Source organism: Streptomyces finlayi (assembly GCF_014216315.1).
In the GTDB taxonomy this organism is placed as follows: domain Bacteria; phylum Actinomycetota; class Actinomycetes; order Streptomycetales; family Streptomycetaceae; genus Streptomyces; species Streptomyces finlayi_A.
In genome coordinates, this window is sequence record NZ_CP045702.1 from 5,457,962 (window position 1) to 5,476,224 (window position 18,263).

An 18,263-nucleotide genomic window follows, 5' to 3' on the forward strand; every position below is an offset into this window, starting at 1 on the left:
CGCCATGCGTGCCGTACGCCTTCTGCTCAGCGAGCCGCGCTGATCACTCCCGACCGGTGAGAATGCCTGGTCGGACTCGGCGCGGCGTCCCCTCCTGTGCGAGGGGATTTTTCGTTTCCGTAGACGTGTGTCCGTAGACGTGGGCGCCGGCAGATGACGATCGATGGAGCTTTGAGGATCATGAGCGAGACGAATACCGCAGCCGAGACGGCTGCGCCGCACCGCTACACGGCGGCGATGGCCGCCGACATCGAGGCACGCTGGCAGGACTTCTGGGATTCCGAGGGGACGTACGAGGCGCCCAACCCGACCGGGGACCTGGCGGGCGATCCGGAGCTGGTCGCCAAGCCGAAGAAGTTCATCATGGACATGTTCCCGTACCCCTCGGGTGCGGGGCTGCACGTGGGTCACCCGCTGGGGTACATCGCCACCGACGTCTACGCCCGCCACCAGCGCATGACCGGGCACAACGTCCTGCACACCCTGGGCTTCGACGCCTTCGGCCTGCCGGCGGAGCAGTACGCCGTGCAGACCGGTACGCATCCGCGCGCCTCCACCGAGGCGAACATGGAGAACATGAAGGTCCAGCTGCGCCGGCTGGGCCTGGGGCACGACAACCGCCGTTCGTTCGCGACGGTCGAGGCGGAGTACTACAAGTGGACGCAGTGGATCTTCCTGCAGATCTTCAACTCCTGGTACGACACCGAGGCCGACAGGGCCCGTCCGATCGCCGAGCTGGTCGCCCGGTTCGAGAACGGTTCGCGTGCCACCCCGGACGGCCGTGACTGGAGCGCGCTGAGCACCGCCGAGCGCGCCGATGTCCTGGGCGAGTACCGCCTGGCGTACGCGTCGGACGCACCCGTCAACTGGTCCCCCGGCCTGGGCACCGTCCTGGCCAACGAGGAGGTGACGGCCGACGGCCGTTCCGAGCGCGGCAACTTCCCGGTCTTCAAGGCCAAGCTGCGCCAGTGGAACATGCGCATCACCGCGTACGCCGACCGGCTGCTGGACGACCTGGACGGGCTGGACTGGCCCGAGGCCATCAAGCTGCAGCAGCGCAACTGGATCGGCCGCTCGGAAGGTGCGCGGGTCGACTTCCCGGTCGACGGCGCCGGCGCCGTCACCGTGTTCACCACCCGCCAGGACACCCTGTTCGGCGCGACGTACATGGTGCTGGCGCCCGAGCACGAGCTGGTCGAGCGGATCATCCCCGCAGCCTGGCCCGAGGGCACGCACCCGGTGTGGACCGGCGGCCACGCGAGCCCGGCCGAGGCCGTCACCGCGTACCGCAAGCAGGCCGCCTCCAAGTCGGACGTGGAGCGGCAGACCGAGGCCAAGGACAAGACCGGTGTCTTCACCGGCGCGTACGCGACCAACCCGGTCAGCGGCGACAAGGTCCCCGTCTTCATCGCCGACTACGTTCTGATGGGTTACGGCACCGGCGCGATCATGGCCGTACCGGCGCACGACGCGCGCGACTTCGCCTTCGCGCGCGCCTTCGAGCTGCCGATGCGCTGTGTCGTCGAGCCCTCGGACGACCGCGGTACGGACACCACGACCTGGGACGACGCCTTCTCCTCGTACGAGGCGAAGCTGGTCAACTCGGCCAACGACGACATCTCGCTGGACGGCCTGGGGGTGGTCGACGCGAAGGCGAAGATCACCGAGTGGCTGAAGGAGCACGGCGTCGGTGAGGGCACCGTCAACTTCCGGCTGCGCGACTGGCTGTTCAGCCGCCAGCGCTACTGGGGCGAGCCCTTCCCGATCGTGTACGACGAGGAGGGCATCGCCCACCCGCTGCCCGAGTCGATGCTGCCCCTGGAGCTGCCCGAGGTCGAGGACTACTCACCGCGCACCTTCGACCCGGAGGACGCCGACACCCAGCCCGAGACCCCGCTGTCCCGTAACGCGGACTGGGTCAACGTCACGCTGGACCTGGGCGACGGCAACGGTCCGAGGAAGTACCGCCGAGAGACCAACACCATGCCCAACTGGGCGGGCTCCTGCTGGTACGAGCTGCGCTACCTGGACCCGAACAACGGCGAGAAGCTGGTCGATCCCGCGATCGAGCAGTACTGGATGGGCCCGCGCGAGGGGCAGCCGACCGGCGGCGTCGACCTGTACGTCGGCGGCGCCGAGCACGCCGTGCTGCACCTGCTGTACGCACGCTTCTGGACCAAGGTGCTGCACGACCTGGGGCACATCTCGTCCGCCGAGCCGTTCCACAAGCTGTACAACCAGGGCATGATCCAGGCGTTCGTGTACCGCGACAGCCGCGGTATCGCGGTCCCGGCCGCGGAGGTCGAGGAGCGGGACGGGGCGTACTACCACCAGGGCGAGAAGGTCAGCCGCGTCCTGGGCAAGATGGGCAAGTCCCTGAAGAACGCCGTGACGCCCGACGAGATCTGCGGCGAGTACGGCGCGGACACGCTGCGTCTGTACGAGATGGCGATGGGGCCCCTGGACGTCTCGCGCCCCTGGGACACGCGTGCCGTGGTCGGCCAGTACCGCCTGCTGCAGCGGCTGTGGCGCAACATCGTGGACGAGGAGAGCGGCGAGGTCACCGTCGTCGACACGGAGCCCGGCGAGGACACGCTGCGGGCGCTGCACAAGGCCATCGACGGGGTCGGCCAGGACATGGCGGGCATGCGGTTCAACACCGCCATCGCCAAGGTCACCGAGCTGAACAACCACCTGACGAAGGCCGGCGGCCCGCTGTCCCGTGCGGTCGCCGAGTCGCTGGTGCTGCTGGTGGCGCCGCTGGCGCCGCACGTTGCGGAGGAGCTGTGGCGCCGGCTGGGCCACCGGGAGTCCGTCGTGCACCAGGACTTCCCGGTCGCCGACCCGGCGTACGTCGTGGACGAGACCGTGACCTGCGTCGTGCAGATCAAGGGCAAGGTCAAGGCGCGCCTGGAGATCTCGCCCTCGATCACGGACGAGGAGCTGGAGGCGCTGGCACTGGCCGACGCAGGCGTCGTCGCCGCGCTGGGCGGTGCCGGTATCCGCAAGGTGATCGTGCGCGCGCCGAAGCTGGTCAACATCGTCCCCGCGTGACGGTCTGAGCTTTCGGCCGGAGCTTTCGGTCGGGGCTTTTGGTCGAGCTTTCGGTCCGGGCTTTCAATCGGGGCTTTGGTCGGGGCTTTCCCCTACGGGCAGGTTGGGGGTTCCATTGGAACCCCTGGCCTGCCTGTTCCGTTTACGGTAGAAGCGGCGACCGGCACACCGGCAGCCGAATCGGACATCGAGGGGCGCTCATGGAAGTCGCGATCACGATTCTGGCGCTGCTCTTCGTCGCGCTCGCGGCGTTGGGCGTGTATGCGGGCATCAAGGTGGTCGGTGCCACGCGGCGCGGTGTGGACCGCACGATCACGCAGGCGCGCCGCACCGTGGAGGAGACCGCGCTGCGGGCCAAGAGCTACGGGCAGCCGGGGGTGCCGGGTGAGCTGGCACAACTGCGTCTCACGCTGCGTACGTCGATGCGGGCCACGCAGGACGCGTTGCACGCCGGGCTGGTGGAGGACGCGTCCCTCTCGGAGTCGCTGGGGCTGTTCCAGCGGCTGAGTGTGCACGGCCGAGAGCTGGACGACGAGCTGAAGCGGCTGGAGCGCGAACCGGACCGGGCGACGGTGGCTTCGCTGCTGCCGGGTCTCAAGGAGCGCACCGAGCGGATCACGCACTCGGCGGAGTCGCTGCGATGGGCCGCACGCGACCGGGCCCGGCAGTTCGCCGACGACGACCTGGACGCGCTGAACGCACAGATCGACGTGGAGGCGGGGGCGCTGCGGCACTGGACGGTGGAGGAGCCGCTGTCCACGGACCAGGCGAGGCGGCCCGGTGCGTCCGGCCCGGCCGGTGCGTCCGGATCGAGCGGTGCCGCCCGGCCGGGCGGCGGGGCCGAACCGACCGGTGCGTCCCGATCAACCGGTGGCGACACGCCGCAGGCGATCACGGCTGCCGACCCTGCCGACCCGAGGCGTTCCACCGGCTATCCGTGGCAGAAGACCGCACGGCCGGAAACGACCAACTGACCGACGTAGCGAACGGGTCCCTGCCCTCCGGCCATGCCAGGCCGGCCGGAGGGCGGGTGGCTTCCGGACGGTGCGGAGTCGTGGGGCCGGGCTGCCGCACCCCCGCTCCGGAAGGTAACCTCCGGCTCATGTCCCGCCATGTCGCGATCATCACCGATTCAACGGCCTACCTGCCGCCCGAGGCGATGGAACGGCACGGCATCACAGCGGTGCCGCTGACCGTCGTCCTGGGTGATCAGGCTCTGGAGGAGGGTACGGAGATCTCGGCCCGCTCGCTGGCCGCCGCGCTGCAGAAGCGCCACTCCGTGACGACGTCCCGGCCCAGTCCCGAAGTGTTCGCCGCCGCCTACCGCGCGGCGGCCGAGGCCGGGGCAACGGCCATCGTGTCCCTGCATCTGTCGGCCGAGATCTCGGGGACGTACGACTCGGCCCTGCTCGCCTCCAAGGACGCTCCCGTGCCGGTGCGCGTGGTGGACACCGGAATGGTCGCCATGGCACTCGGGTTCTGTGCGCTGTCCGCGGCGGAGGCGGCTGAGGCGGGCGGGAGCCTGGACGACGCGGTCGTCGCCGCGGAGAAGCGGGCGGCTGCCACATCCGCCTATTTCTATGTCGACACCCTGGACTATCTGCGCCGGGGCGGCCGTATCGGGGCCGCGCAGGCTCTGCTGGGGTCCGCCCTCGCGGTGAAACCGCTGCTGCAACTGAACGGCGGCCGGATCGAGCTGCTGGAGAAGGTACGGACGGCCTCGAAGGCGATCGCCCGGCTGGAGGAGCTCGTGGTGGAGCGGGCGGGTGCGGATGCCGTGGACATCGCCGTGCACCACCTGACCGCCCCGGACCGGGCGGAACGGCTTGCGCAGCGGCTGCGTGAACGGGTGCCTGGCCTGGTGGATCTGCATGTCAGCGAGGTGGGCGCGGTCATCGGGGCGCATACGGGGCCGGGGCTGCTCGGAGCGGTGATCTCGCCGTGCTGACGGTGTGATCCCTCGGTGCTGGTCCCACCTTCGCGCACTCACTCCGGTGGGTGAGCGAGTTCTCCACAACTGCTTGGTTTTCCACCGGAATTGAGGGTGCTCGGCAGATTCGGGCGGATATGCCTAACGTCATGAGGCATGGCCCTCCGATCACTTCACGCAGCCCGTTTCGCCACTCCGCCCCCGGACGCGATGTCAGAAGCGTCTCCGGGAGCGTCCTCAGCCATGCCTCCGTCTCCCGACGTGCCTACGGGCGCGCGCCCCGGCTCGCGTGCGGGGCGTCGGCCGGCCGGTGGGGCCGGTCGTGGGCCGGGACGCGGTGCGCCCAGGTCAGGCGTGGGGCCCGGTGTGCGCCACAGCACCGCCCGCCATGGGCGGAGGCGGCCGGCGCGTGGGCGGGCGGCGGCGGTCGCGGCGGCCTCCCGGCAGCGAGCGGACGAGCTGATGGCGGTGGCGGTGGCGGACGGAGCCGAACCGGCCCGGTCGGCCCCGCCCGTGGGTGAGGCGGGAAGGGCACGGCCGGGGTGGCGGGACCGGGCCGTTCCCGCGGTGCGGGAGCGGCTGCCGCTGTGGCTGCAATTACGCTGCGGCCTGGAGCCGAAGACCCTCGCGTCGCTCGGCGCGGTGATGGTCGCGGCGGCGATTCTGGCGGGAATGCACTTCTGGTCGGCCCGGCCGCAGGCCGTCACAGCCCCCGGACCGGTGAAGGACAGTGCCGCCGCCACGGTCACCGCCGCTCCCGCGCCTGCGGTGCAGCCGTCGGCGGGTCCGTCGCCCACGGCTGCGGCGGACGGGCGGATCATCGTCGATGTGAGCGGCAAGGTGCGGCGGCCGGGCATCCAGCATCTGCCGCCCGGGTCGAGGGTGGCGGACGCGCTGCGGGCCGCCGGCGGGGTACGGGACGGCACGGATGTCACGGCCCTCAACCGGGCGAGGGTCCTGACGGACGGGGAACAGGTGGTGGTGGGTCTGCCCGCCGGGCCCTGGTCCGTGGGTGGTGCGCCGGGAGCGGGGACAGCGGAGGCAGCGGGGCCCCCGGCCCCGGTCAGCCTCAGTACGGCGACCGTCGAGCAGCTCGAAACCCTGCCGGGCGTGGGGCCGGTACTCGCCCAGCACATCGTCGACTACCGCGCCGAGCACGGCGGATACCGGTCCGTCGACGAACTCCGCGAGGTCAACGGGATCGGTGACCGCCGGTTCGAGGACCTCCAGCCACTGGTCAGGCCATGAGCGCCCCGGACGTCCATACGGCATCGGGCGGCAGGCTGGGCGCGTCCGACCCGCGGCAGGAAGGGCCTGCCGACCTGCGTCTGGTCCCGCCCGCACTGGCGGTGTGGGCCGCCTCGGCACTCGCACTCGGGGCACCCTGGCCCCGGGTGGCCGCGGCGGTGGTGGCGTGCGTCTGTGTGGCCGCGGGCTTCCTGGTCCGGGCGGCGCGGGCGGCGCGGGCGGTTTCGCCCGGCTGCCCGGAGTCGTCCGGGCAGCCGGGCAGGCGGCTGCGGGCGACCGCGGTCGCCGCCGTGCTGCTGTCCGCGGCGGCAGGGGCCTCGGCCGCCGGGCTGTACGGCGCCGACGTCAGGCAAGGCCCGCTCCCCGGTCTGGCGGACACCTACAGCCGGGTCACGGTCGAGGCCACGGTCACGTCGGACCCGCGCCGGACCCGGCCGCGCGTACAGGGCGACCACAGCACCCCGGTCACCCTGCTCCTGGACGCCGAGGCCGGGCGGCTGACCACCGCCGACGGGGCCGTCACCCGACTCCGTACGCCGGTACTCGTCATGATCTCGCCCGGTGACGCGGCGGCGAGCTGGCAGCGACTGCTGCCCTCCACCCGCATCCGCGTGACCGGCGGGCTCGCGCCTCCGCAACGGGACGGGGAACGTATCGCTGCCGTCCTGCGCACCGACGCGGACGACCCGCCCCTGGTCACCGGAGGACCCACCCGCCTCCAGCGCACGGCCGGCGAACTGCGCTCAGGTCTGCGCGAGGCGAGTGACGGGCTGGACGCGGACGCACGGGCGCTGCTCCCCGGGCTGGTCGTGGGCGACACCTCGCGCGTCACCCCCGAGCTCCAGGACGCCTTCAAGGCCACCGACCTCACTCACTTGTTGTCTGTATCGGGGGCGAATCTCTCGATCCTGCTCTTCCTGCTCATCGGGCCACCGGGCACGGCCCTGCGGGCCGAACGCCGGGGTCTGGCACCCCGCCTGGGGATCTCCTTGCGGACGACCGCGCTCATCGGCGGCGGGCTCACCCTTGCCTTCGTCGTGGTCTGCCGTCCCGAGCCGAGTGTTCTGCGCGCGGCGGTCTGCGGGCTGATCACCCTGCTCGCCATCGGGACGGGCCGTCGCAGATCCCTGATTCCCGCTCTGGCCGCCGCCGTGCTGCTGCTGGTGCTGTACGACCCGTGGCTGGCCCGCAGTTACGGGTTCCTGCTCTCCGTCCTGGCCACCGGGGCGCTGCTCACCCTCGCGCCCCGGTGGAGCGCCGCGCTGCGCAGCCGCCGGGTGCCGGCCCGGATCGCTGAAGTGATCGCCGCGGCCGCCGCCGCCCAGGCGGTGTGCGCACCCGTCGTGGTCGTCCTCGCCTCGCGCGTGAGTCTGGTGGCGGTTCCGTGCAATCTGCTCGCGGAGTTCGCCGTGGCGCCTGCGACGGTGCTCGGGTTCGCGGCCCTCGCCGTCGCCCCGGTCGCCATGCCGGTGGCCGGACTGCTGGCCCGGATCGCGGGATGGCCGGTCGGATGGATCGCGTCCGTTGCACGCACCGGGGCGGCGCTTCCCGGAGCGGTGGCCGACTGGCCCGGCGGCTGGCGGGGCGCGGCACTGCTCGCCGCCCTCACCCTGCTGCTCGTGCTCGTCGCCCGGCGGCTGGCCCGGCACCCCTGGGTCTGTTCGGCCGCCGCCCTGCTCCTGGTCCTCGCGGTGCTCCGGCCCGTGCCGCTCACCCGGATCATGACCGGATGGCCACCGCCCCACTGGGCCTTCGCCCTGTGCGATGTGGGGCAGGGCGACGCCATGGTCCTCGCGGCGGGCGACGGTACGGGGGTGGTCGTCGATACGGGTCCCGAACCCCGGCTCGTCGACCGGTGCCTGCGTGATCTGGGGGTCACCCGGGTGCCGCTGCTGCTCCTCACCCATTTCCATGCCGACCACGTCAGGGGCCTTCCCGGGGTGCTGCGCGGCCGGGCGGTGGGGGCGATCCAGACGACGAGCCTGGAGGAGCCGCCCGAGCAGGCGGAGTTCGTACGGAGGACGGCGGCGGAGGCAGGGGTCGCCGTGGTGCGGGCGGTCCCGGGGGAGCGCCGCAGGACCGGTCCGCTCGACTGGCGGATCCTGTGGCCGGGGGAGAGGGGGCCGGGTGCCGGACCCGGCTTCGTGACGGAGGAGCCCAACGACTCCAGCATCACCCTCCTCGTCCGGTCGGGAAAACTGACGCTGCTGCTCCTCGGCGATCTCGAACCCCCCGCCCAGCGCGGGCTGTTGCGCAGCCACCCGGCGCTGCCCCGGGTGGACGTCCTGAAGGTGGCGCACCATGGCTCCGCCTACCAGGACGCGGCGTTGCTGCGCGGTGTGCGGCCGAGATTCGCCCTCATCTCGGCCGGCACGGACAATCCGTACGGGCACCCGTCGGCCCGAACGGTCGAGGCCCTGACCGACGGGGGAGCGAGAGTGCTGCGGACGGACGAGGACGGGGCCATCGCGATCACGGGCTCGGGCACGGCGCTTACCGCGGTCGGCAGTTCATGAGCGCGCGGCGCGTACGGGGTGTGCGGCCGACGGCGCTGGCGCGAGGGTGGGTGGCCGGGACAGACTCTCGTCATGAATCCGCAAGCCCCGCAGACCGACACCGTTCCCGAGCACGCCGATGCACCTGTGGAAGCCCGGGTCGACGCCTACCTGGAGCGCATCGGCGCCGTCCGCCCGGCTCGTGCCGACGCGGATGCCCTGCGCGAGCTCCAGCTCTGCCATCTGATGACGGTCCCCTTCGAGAACCTCTCGGTCCACTTCGGCGAGGACATCGTCCTGGAGGAGGGCGCCCTCCTCGACAAGGTGGTGGACGCCCGGCGCGGCGGCTTCTGTTACGAGCTGAACGGCGCCTTCGCCTTTCTGCTGCGCGCCCTCGGCTTCCGCGTCACGCTGCTCCAGGCAAGGGTGTTCGGCGACGGTGGACAGCTCGGCATCCCGTACGACCACATGGCGCTGCGCGTCGAGACGGACGACGGCACCGGTCCCTGGCTGGCCGACGTCGGATTCGGTGACCACGCCCAGTGGCCGCTCGCACTCGACGACCGGACCGAGCAGGAGGACCCGCGGGGGGTGTTCCGGTTCCGGGAGGCTCCGCAGGGCGATGTGGATCTGCTGCGCGACGGCTCACGCGAGTTCCGCCTCGACCTTCGACCGAGGACGTCGGCCGAATTCAAGGTAGGAGCCTGGTACCACAGCACCTCGCCCGACTCCCACTTCCTGCGGTCCGTCGTCTGCTCCCGGGTCACGGACGACGGCAGGGTGACGCTCAGCGGCCGGAAGCTCGTCACGACGGTGCGGGGTGAACGGCACGAGACGCCCCTGGCCACCGACGCCGAGGTGCTGGCCGCCTATCGCGACCACTTCGGGCTGGTACTCGAACGGCTCCCCGAGGTGCGGGAGCGAGTCATCAGTTCGGACCTTCGTTAACCTCACCTGGCAGACGATGCCGGCGCGCGGGATCGGGGTCGCGGGGCACAGCATCGCCATGGGCATGGACATCCAGATCGTCCCCAAGGGCTGACCCGCACCCCCTAAGGCCGCTCCAGCCACCCCTCGTACTCCGCGGCGAACGAGTCGAGCGACGCGGGGTCGAGCCGCCCGGCGGCGTCCTCCACGACCACCAGCCACTGGGCGTCCTCGGCGTCGTCCTCGCCGGCCAGGGCGTCGCGTACGAGCTGAGGTTCCTCGGTCACACCGAAGCGGTCCGGCAGCTCCCCGGCCACCTCCTCCGCCGTATCGCGGTCGGGCAGCACCAGTACGTGTCTCACATCGCTCACCTGCCCATTCTCGGGTACGCGCCAGGGCGCCAAGGACCGCAGGGCCGGCTGTCAGCGGGGCGTGGGATGCTGGAGCGCGATGGCCACCAGAAGGAATTCCACCGACGACCTGCTCGCCCCCATCACCCTCGCGGTGGGCCAGGAGGACCTCCTCCTCGACCGTGCCGTGCAGCAGGTGGTGGCGGCGGCCCGTGCTTCCGACGCCGACACGGACGTCCGCGATCTCAGCTCCGACCAGCTGCAGCCGGGCACCCTCGCCGAGCTGACCAGCCCCTCGCTCTTCGCCGAGCGCAAGGTGGTGATCGTGCGCAACGCACACGATCTCTCCGCCGACACGGTCAAGGACGTCAAGGCCTACGCGAGCGCGCCGGCCGAGGAGATCACCCTCGTCCTGCTGCACGCGGGCGGGGCCAAGGGCAAGGGGCTGCTGGACGCGATCCGGAAGGCCGGCGCGCGCGAGGTCGCCTGCCCCAAGACCACGAAGCCGGCCGAGCGGCTGTCCTTCGTCCGGTCGGAGTTCCGGGCGCTCGGGCGTTCGGCGACTCCCGAGGCGTGCCAGTCCCTGGTGGATTCCATCGGCAGTGACCTGCGGGAGCTGGCGAGCGCGGTCTCCCAGCTGGTGGCCGACGTCGAGGGCACCATCGACGAGGCGGTCGTCGGGCGCTACTACACGGGGCGGGCGGAAGCCTCCTCCTTCGCCGTCGCCGACCGTGCGGTCGAGGGCCGGGCGGCGGAGGCCCTGGAGGCCCTGCGCTGGTCCCTGTCCACCGGGGTCGCCCCCGTGCTGATCACCAGCGCCCTCGCCCAGGGGGTCCGCGCGATCGGGAAGCTCTCCTCGGCGCGGGGCGGGCGGCCCGCGGATCTGGCCCGTGAGCTCGGGATGCCGCCGTGGAAGATCGACCGGGTGCGTCAGCAGATGCGGGGCTGGACGCCGGACGGGGTCTCGGACGCGTTGCGCGCGGTCGCGGCGGCGGACGCGGGGGTGAAGGGCGGTGGGGACGATCCGGAGTACGCCCTGGAGAAGGCCGTGGTCGCTGTCGCGCGGGCCGCGCGGGCCGGTCGGTAGCGGCAAGGCGGCAAGGCAGCAAGGCGGCAAGGCGGCAAGCGGTAAGCGGTAAGCGGCAAGCGGCAAGCGGCAAGCGGTAAGCGGTAAGCGGCAAGCGGCAAGCGCAGCGGGAGCAGCGGCGCCGGAAGCGTCCGGCTGCTGCTTGCCCTCAGGGGGACGCCTTCGCGCCCCGGGGCATACCGAAAGCCCCGGTCCCTGCCCTGGGGAGGGCGGTTCCGGGGCTTTCGGTTCATGCTGTGGTGCGCCGCACCCGCGTGGCGAACGCAGGTTCGGTGTGCGGCGCGGGGTGCCGGTCAGGAGCGGGAGAGAGGGCCCGCTGATTCCGTTCCGGCGATCACATCAGTAGCTCAGCCCTGAAGGGCGGCAACCTTGAGCGCGAGCGCCGACTTCTTGTTGGCGGCAGCGTTCTTGTGGATGACGTTCTTCGAGACAGCCTTGTCCAGCTGACGCGACGCCTCACGGACGGCCACAGTGGCCTTCTCGACGTCGCCGGAAGCGGCAGCCTCACGGGCCTTGCGGATCGAGGTCTTGAGCGACGACTTGACGGCCTTGTTGCGCAGGCGCGCCTTCTCGTTCGTCTTGTTCCGCTTGATCTGGGACTTGATGTTCGCCACGAGATAGAGCCTTTTCAGGTTCGTTGGATCTTCTATGTGCGCCACGCCGCTTCTGAGGGCCACGAGGCACAGCTGCCCACGGTACCAGCCGCCGTCCTAGCGGCCCAAACCGGTCGCTGCCCCGCAGGCGTGGGACGATAGAGCTTACGTATCGATCCGACCGACCCGACATCGACCCGAGACACGGCGTTCGGCGTCTCAAGAATCAGGACCCTGCGTGCCCGCGACTCCTACCAACGTGCCCGAGCCGAGCCGTACCGACCCGGCGCTGATCCGCAACTTCTGCATCATCGCCCACATCGACCACGGCAAGTCGACGCTTGCCGACCGGATGCTTCAGCTGACCGGTGTGGTCGACGTGCGGCAGATGCGTGCTCAGTACCTCGACCGGATGGACATCGAGCGCGAGCGCGGCATCACCATCAAGTCCCAGGCGGTACGTCTGCCGTGGGCACCCAACTTGGGCGAGGACCAGGGCACCACCCACATCCTCAACATGATCGACACCCCGGGCCACGTGGACTTCACGTACGAGGTGTCCCGTTCGCTCGCCGCCTGCGAGGGCACGGTTCTGCTGGTGGACGCGGCGCAGGGCATCGAGGCCCAGACCCTCGCCAACCTGTACCTGGCGATGGAGAACGACCTCACCATCATTCCGGTGCTCAACAAGATCGACCTGCCGGCCGCGCAGCCCGAGAAGTTCTCCGAAGAACTGGCCAACCTCATCGGCTGCCAGCCGGAGGACGTCCTCAGGGTCTCCGCGAAGACCGGTGTCGGCGTGGACGCGCTGCTGAACCGGGTGGTGCGGGATGTCCCGGCCCCCGTCGGCAAGGCGGACGAGGCGGCCCGCGCGATGATCTTCGACTCGGTCTACGACCCGTACCGCGGTGTCGTCACCTACGTCCGTGTCATCGACGGTCAGCTCAACAGGCGCGAGCGCATCCGGATGATGTCCACGGGCGCCACCCACGAGCTGCTGGAGATCGGTGTCTCCTCGCCGGAGATGACCCCGGCCGACGGTATCGGCGTGGGCGAGGTCGGCTACATCATCACCGGCGTGAAGGACGTCCGGCAGTCCAAGGTCGGTGACACCATCACCTCCCTGCACAACGGGGCGACCGAGGCGCTGGGCGGCTACAAGGACCCCAAGCCGATGGTGTTCTCCGGTCTCTACCCGCTGGACGGCTCGGACTACCCCGACCTGCGCGAGGCCCTCGACAAGCTCCAGCTCAACGACGCCGCCCTGGTGTACGAGCCGGAGACGTCCGCGGCGCTCGGCTTCGGCTTCCGTGTCGGCTTCCTCGGGCTGCTCCACCTCGACGTGGTCCGTGAGCGACTGGAGCGCGAGTTCGGCCTGGAGCTCATCGCCACCGCCCCGAACGTGGTCTACCGCGTCGAGATGGAGGACGGCACCGAGCACATCGTCACCAACCCGAGCGAGTTCCCCGAGGGCAAGATCGACAAGGTGCACGAACCGGTCGTCCGGGCCACGGTCCTGGCGCCCAGCGAGTTCATCGGCGCGATCATGGAGCTCTGCCAGAACCGGCGCGGCACCCTGCTCGGCATGGACTACCTCTCCGAGGACCGGGTCGAGATCCGTTACACCCTGCCGCTCGCCGAGATCGTCTTCGACTTCTTCGACCAGCTGAAGTCCAAGACCCGGGGGTACGCCTCGCTCGACTACGAGCCCACGGGCGAGCAGTCCGCCCAGCTCGTCAAGGTCGACATCCTGCTGCACGGCGACAAGGTCGACGCGTTCTCCGCCGTCACGCACAAGGACAAGGCGTACGCGTACGGCGTCCGGCTCGTCGCCAAGCTGCAGAAGCTCATCCCCCGGCAGAACTTCGAGGTGCCGATCCAGGCGGCCATCGGCGCCCGGGTCATCGCCCGTGAGACCGTCCGCGCCATCCGCAAGGACGTCCTCGCCAAGTGTTACGGCGGTGACATCTCCCGTAAGCGGAAGCTGCTGGAGAAGCAGAAGGAAGGCAAGAAGCGCATGAAGATGGTCGGCAACGTGGAAGTTCCGCAGGACGCCTTCATCTCCGTGCTGTCGACGGACGAGTCGGCCGGCGAGAGCAAGGCCAAGAAGTAACCTCGTCGTACCGAGGAGTAGGTTCACGGGCCCCTGTGCCGCCGCACCCTGCGGCACAGGGGCCTGTTCGTTATCAAAGCCGCGGCCTGTTGCCCCTTACGCGGCGGACGTGTGCGCTCTACCCTGATCACGGCTCGGTGGTTACTCGCCAGTTAACAAGCGTGATCGAGCCGGAACGTACAGCACGGACACAGCAGGTACAGAGCAGGACAGAAGCAGGCACCTGAGCACCATCACTTAGCCGGTCGTAGCAACGCCGCAGGCCCGGAGGACGTCGTGAGCGACACAAAGACCCTGATCGATAACCGACCGCCCTCCGTGGCGAACCTCTTCATCGACCGCGTGGCCGCCACGCCGGACGGAGAGGCGTACCGCTACCCGGTGCCCGCCGCCTCCGGCCAGGGCCCCGACGACTGGAAGTCGCTCAGCTGGGCGCAGGCCGCCGAACGGGTCTACGCCATCGCGGCCGGCCTGATCGCGCTGGGCGCCCAGCCGGAGGAGCGGGTCGCACTCGCCTCCTCGACCCGGGTCGAGTGGATCCTCGTCGACCTCGGCGTGATGTGCGCGGGTGCCGCCACCACCACGATCTACCCCTCGACGAACGCCGAAGAGTGCGCCTTCATCCTGACCGACTCCGAGAGCCGCTTCCTGGTCGCAGAGGACGCCGCCCAGCTCGCGAAGGCACGGGAGCGGCGCTCCGAGCTGCCGGACCTCGCCCATGTCGTCGTCATCGACCCGACCGGTGTCGAGCCCGCCGCCGACGACCCCGAGGGCTGGATCCTCACCCTCGCGGACCTGGAGGCCAGGGGCGCCGCGTACCTGGAGAAGAACCCGGACGCGGTCACGGACCGGGTCTCGGCGATCACCGCCGAGCAGCTCGCGACTCTCATCTACACATCGGGGACCACCGGCCGCCCCAAGGGCGTACGGCTGCCGCACGACAACTGGTCGTACATGGCCAAGGCCACCGTCGCCGCCGTGGAGCTCTCCACGGACGACGTCCAGTACCTGTGGCTGCCGCTCGCGCACGTCTTCGGCAAGGTCCTCACCTCGGGCCAGATCGAGGTCGGCCACGTCACCGCCGTCGACGGCCGCGTCGACAAGATCATCGAGAACCTTCCGGTGGTCCAGCCGACGTACATGGCCGCCGTCCCCCGGATCTTCGAGAAGGTCTACAACGGGGTCGCAGCCAAGGCGCGGGCCGGTGGCGGCGCGAAGTACAAGATCTTCCTGTGGGCCGCCGGGGTCGCCCGGGAGTACGCGAAGGTGTCGCAGGACAACTTCCGCCGCACCGGCACGGCCTCCGTGCCGTTCGCGCTCGGCGCCAAGCACAAGGTCGCCGACACCCTGGTCTTCGCCAAGATCCGTGAGGCGTTCGGCGGACGGCTCCGTGCCTGTGTCTCCGGCTCCGCTGCGCTCGCCCCCGACATCGGCTTCTTCTTCGCGGGCGCCGGCATCCACATCCTGGAGGGTTACGGACTCACGGAGACGAGCGCCGCCTCCTTCGTGAACCCGAGCGACGCCTACCGCACCGGCACGGTCGGCAAGCCGCTCCCCGGCACCGAGATCCGCATCGCGGACGACGGCGAGATCCTGCTGCGCGGCCCCGGCCTCATGGAGGGCTACCACCGGCTGCCCGAGAAGACCGCCGAGGTGCTGGAGTCCGACGGCTGGTTCCACACGGGCGACATCGGCGAGCTGTCGGTGGACGGCTACCTGCGGATCACCGACCGCAAGAAGGACCTGATCAAGACGTCCAGCGGCAAGTACATCGCCCCGGCGGAGGTCGAGGGCCAGTTCAAGGCGGTGTGCCCGTTCGTCTCCAACATCCTGGTGCACGGCGCGGACCGTAACTTCTGCACCGCCCTGATCGCACTCGACGAGCCGACCCTCATGGGCTGGGCCGCCGAGAACGGCCTGGGCGGCAAGTCGTACGCGGAGGTGGTGGCGGCGCCGAAGACGGTGGAGCTCATCGAGGGGTACGTGAAGCGCCTCAACGAGGGCCTCCAGCGCTGGCAGACGGTCAAGAGGTTCCGGCTGCTGCCGCGCGACCTCGACATCGAGCACGGCGAGCTCACCCCGAGCCTGAAGCTGAAGCGTCCGGTCGTCGAGCGCGAGTACAAGCAGCTCATCGAGGACATGTACGCGGGGTCCCGCGAGGCGTGACGCCCGTGACGTGTGTGAAGGACCGTACGTGAAGGGCAGCGTGTGAAGGACCGCGTGTGAGCGATACACGCGGGGGAACGGGGCCGGTGGGGCCGTACACCCACCGGCCCCTTCGCGTTCCCCGGAGGCCATCTCCCGTTCTTCCGTAGCCGGTTCTTCTCCCACTTCGGTAACTCGGTGCTTATGCGCGCGGCCGGTCTGTCACTCTGTCGTGTGTCGTCGGCCGCATCTCGTGAGACCCGGTAGGAGCCGCCCCGTGGGGCCAATTCCCCTGCAGCGGGACATTGTTCAGCGTCCCGCCACCACCGTCGCGGGCCACCACGACGGTCCGCTTCCGGTGGTTCGTACGAGCCTGCCCGGAATCGCCCTCACGCCCTCAGCGGCGCGTGGGTTCGTCCGTGCCGCCCTCGCCGACTGGACGGGGCTCGGTGTGCCCGCCGCCGTGGGGTTCAGCGACCGGCTCGCCGACGACGCGGTGAGCGTGGCCAACGAGCTGGTCACCAACGCGGTCGTGCACGCCGGGACGACGGTCGAACTGCTCCTGCGCCTGGAAGAGGCGTCCGAGAGCGAAACGGCGGCCCTGGTGATGGAAGTCACCGACCACCACCCCGCCCGCGCCATACGGGGAGACGGGCCCGGGGCCGGGCGGGCGCCCTCGCCGGACCCCGCGGAGTACGGCCGCGGCTTACACCTCGTCGCCACCCTCGCCGAGTCCTGGGGCATCACCTACCGCACCGGTCTCAAGACCGTCTGGGCCCGCCTCGGCGTCGACGACTGGAGCGGATCGGCCGGCCCTTCGGAGGAGGTGTCGGTCCAGCACGGACTGCGCGCCGCGGAGATCCTCGCCCCCGCGTCCCGGCGTGTCGAACGCGACGACGCGGACTGGGACAGCAGGGCCGCACTCTCCTTCCTCGCCGAGGCATCCGACCTGCTGGCGGGCCAGCTCGACGAGGACCTGGTGGCGGCCATAGCGGGTCAGCTGCTCGTGCCCAGGCTCGCCGACTGGTGCGCGATCTGGCTGGCGAGCGAGGGCCCGGGGCCCGCGGCGGACCCACGGCTGGCCCGCGTCTGGCACAGCGACGAGAACGGGACCGAACACCTGCGTTCGGTACTGGAGAAGGAACCGCTGAGGCTGCCCGGGAGCGTCGGTACGGGCCCGGTGCCCGTGCCGTGGCCGGGGCAAGCCCCCGAGGGCGCACCGGGGGTCCCTGAGGGCGAGGCGGGGGCCCCGTGGGCGGGGACGCGGACACGGGAGGACGGCGCGGGGCCGCTGCCCGGGGGCCGCGACGGGGCCGCGCTCGCGTACCGCATCACCGCGGGCGGCCGTACGCTCGGCACCGTGCTCGTCGGCCGGGAGGGCGTGCCCCGGGTGCCCGACGCCGTGGCCTCCCTGATCGAGGACTTCGTACGGCGGGTCGGCCTCGCCGTCGGCGCCGCCCGCGCCTACACGCGGCAGGCCACCATCAGCCGCATCCTCCAGCGCGGACTGCTGCCCAGCAAGGTCGCGGAGATCCCCGGGGTCACCAGCGCGCTGGTATACGAACCGGGTGACGACGGCGTCGTGGGCGGTGACTTCTACGACATCTTCGCGTGCCCCGGCGACCGCTGGTGCTTCGTCCTCGGGGACGTCCAGGGCAGCGGCCCCGAGGCCGCCGTCGTCACCGGCCTCGCGCGGCCCTGGCTACGGCTCCTGGCCCGTGAGGGCTTCGGCGTCGGCGAGGTCCTGGACCGCCTCAACCGGCTGCTCCTCGACGACGCGATGGAAGCGGCCGAGGCCGCGGCGCTGATGGTCGCCGCCGCGGGCGGCCAGCAGATCCTGGACGGCTCGCAGTCCCGGTTCCTCTCCCTCCTGTACGGGGAGGTGGTGCCGCTCCCCGGCGGCGGGGTGCGCTGCACCGTCGCCAGCGCGGGCCACCCGCTGCCGCTGCTGCTGAGCGAGGACGGTTCCGTACGGCCCGCCGCGGAGCCGCAGGTGCTGCTGGGGGTCGTCGAGGACGTCGCGTACGAGAGCCAGAGCTTCGACCTGGCGCCGGGCGAGAGCCTGCTCTGCGTCACCGACGGGGTCACGGAGCGGCGGTCCGGACCGGCCATGTTCGACGACGGGGACGGGCTGGCGCGGACCCTGGCGGGCTGCGTGGGGCTGTCCTGCGGGGGGATCGCGGACCGGATCAAACGGGCCGTCCACGACTTCGCCGAACAGCCGCCCGACGACGATCTCGCGCTTCTGGTGCTCAAGGTCGACCGGGACGGCTGACCGGGACAGCCGGCTGGGACACGGGTGGGCGGGGCATGCCCGGCGG

At 71.1% G+C, this 18,263-nt stretch carries 12 protein-coding genes and 1 pseudogene; 11 read left to right on the forward strand and 2 right to left on the reverse strand.

Annotation, left to right across the window (positions count from 1 at the left end; genetic code table 11):
* Nucleotides 1–180: 180 nt before the first annotated feature.
* The 7 genes and pseudogenes from leuS to F0344_RS37070 all read left to right on the forward strand — a co-directional run.
* Nucleotides 181–3,054 carry a leucine--tRNA ligase gene (gene leuS, locus F0344_RS25085; protein WP_185300920.1) on the forward strand — a complete coding sequence of 958 codons (2,874 nt, stop codon included), beginning with the start codon at nucleotides 181–183 and terminating at the stop codon, nucleotides 3,052–3,054.
* Nucleotides 3,055–3,254: 200 nt separating this feature from the next.
* A complete protein-coding gene (locus F0344_RS25090) occupies nucleotides 3,255–4,028 on the forward strand; it encodes a hypothetical protein (protein ID WP_185300921.1) in 774 nt (257 codons plus the stop codon).
* 128 nt (nucleotides 4,029–4,156) lie between these two features.
* Nucleotides 4,157–5,002 carry a DegV family protein gene (locus F0344_RS25095; RefSeq protein ID WP_185300922.1) on the forward strand — a complete coding sequence of 282 codons (846 nt, stop codon included), beginning with the start codon at nucleotides 4,157–4,159 and terminating at the stop codon, nucleotides 5,000–5,002.
* 348 nt (nucleotides 5,003–5,350) lie between these two features.
* Nucleotides 5,351–6,232 (forward strand): ComEA family DNA-binding protein, encoded by an 882-nt coding sequence (locus tag F0344_RS25100; RefSeq protein WP_258050104.1) that lies wholly within the window; start codon nucleotides 5,351–5,353, stop codon nucleotides 6,230–6,232.
* Entirely contained in the window at nucleotides 6,229–8,748 is a 2,520-nt protein-coding gene (locus tag F0344_RS25105; protein WP_185300924.1) for a ComEC/Rec2 family competence protein, read from the forward strand. Before F0344_RS25100 ends, F0344_RS25105 begins: the two co-directional genes overlap by 4 nt.
* Before the next feature lie 72 nt (nucleotides 8,749–8,820).
* Complete coding sequence (locus F0344_RS25110) at nucleotides 8,821–9,675, forward strand: arylamine N-acetyltransferase family protein (protein WP_185300925.1); 855 nt, start codon at nucleotides 8,821–8,823, stop codon at nucleotides 9,673–9,675.
* Nucleotide 9,676: 1 nt separating this feature from the next.
* Nucleotides 9,677–9,769: pseudogene (locus F0344_RS37070) on the forward strand (YceI family protein); the annotation flags it as partial.
* A 10-nt stretch (nucleotides 9,770–9,779) separates the two neighbouring features.
* Here F0344_RS37070 and F0344_RS25115 read toward each other — a convergent pair.
* Nucleotides 9,780–10,025, reverse strand: coding sequence for a hypothetical protein (locus F0344_RS25115; protein WP_185300926.1), 246 nt, complete (start codon nucleotides 10,023–10,025; stop codon nucleotides 9,780–9,782).
* A gap of 79 nt (nucleotides 10,026–10,104) precedes the next feature.
* Here F0344_RS25115 and holA point away from each other — a divergent pair, with 79 nt between their 5' ends.
* Entirely contained in the window at nucleotides 10,105–11,091 is a 987-nt protein-coding gene (gene holA / locus F0344_RS25120) for a DNA polymerase III subunit delta (protein ID WP_185300927.1), read from the forward strand.
* A 347-nt stretch (nucleotides 11,092–11,438) separates the two neighbouring features.
* Here holA and rpsT read toward each other — a convergent pair whose 3' ends face one another.
* Nucleotides 11,439–11,705 (reverse strand): 30S ribosomal protein S20, encoded by a 267-nt coding sequence (gene rpsT, locus F0344_RS25125; protein WP_173313224.1) that lies wholly within the window; start codon nucleotides 11,703–11,705, stop codon nucleotides 11,439–11,441.
* Nucleotides 11,706–11,922: 217 nt separating this feature from the next.
* On the opposite strand from rpsT, the gene lepA reads away from it, so the two are divergent.
* The 3 genes from lepA (at nucleotide 11,923) to F0344_RS25140 (ending at nucleotide 18,217) form a co-directional block, all read left to right on the forward strand.
* On the forward strand, nucleotides 11,923–13,797 hold the full coding sequence (lepA, locus tag F0344_RS25130; RefSeq protein WP_185300928.1) for a translation elongation factor 4: 1,875 nt from the start codon (nucleotides 11,923–11,925) through the stop codon (nucleotides 13,795–13,797).
* A 276-nt stretch (nucleotides 13,798–14,073) separates the two neighbouring features.
* Nucleotides 14,074–15,963 (forward strand): AMP-dependent synthetase/ligase, encoded by a 1,890-nt coding sequence (locus F0344_RS25135; RefSeq protein ID WP_185300929.1) that lies wholly within the window; start codon nucleotides 14,074–14,076, stop codon nucleotides 15,961–15,963.
* A 256-nt stretch (nucleotides 15,964–16,219) separates the two neighbouring features.
* Nucleotides 16,220–18,217 carry an ATP-binding SpoIIE family protein phosphatase gene (locus tag F0344_RS25140; RefSeq protein ID WP_185300930.1) on the forward strand — a complete coding sequence of 666 codons (1,998 nt, stop codon included), beginning with the start codon at nucleotides 16,220–16,222 and terminating at the stop codon, nucleotides 18,215–18,217.
* The last annotated feature ends 46 nt before the right edge of the window (nucleotides 18,218–18,263 follow it).

Coding starts and splice junctions, on each gene's coding strand:
- leuS (WP_185300920.1), top strand. CDS start 181: ATGAGCGAGACGAATACCGCAGCCGAGACGGCTGCGCCGCACCGCTAC.
- F0344_RS25090 (WP_185300921.1), top strand. CDS start 3,255: ATGGAAGTCGCGATCACGATTCTGGCGCTGCTCTTCGTCGCGCTCGCG.
- F0344_RS25095 (WP_185300922.1), top strand. CDS start 4,157: ATGTCCCGCCATGTCGCGATCATCACCGATTCAACGGCCTACCTGCCG.
- F0344_RS25105 (WP_185300924.1), top strand. CDS start 6,229: ATGAGCGCCCCGGACGTCCATACGGCATCGGGCGGCAGGCTGGGCGCG.
- F0344_RS25110 (WP_185300925.1), top strand. CDS start 8,821: ATGAATCCGCAAGCCCCGCAGACCGACACCGTTCCCGAGCACGCCGAT.
- holA (WP_185300927.1), top strand. CDS start 10,105: ATGGCCACCAGAAGGAATTCCACCGACGACCTGCTCGCCCCCATCACC.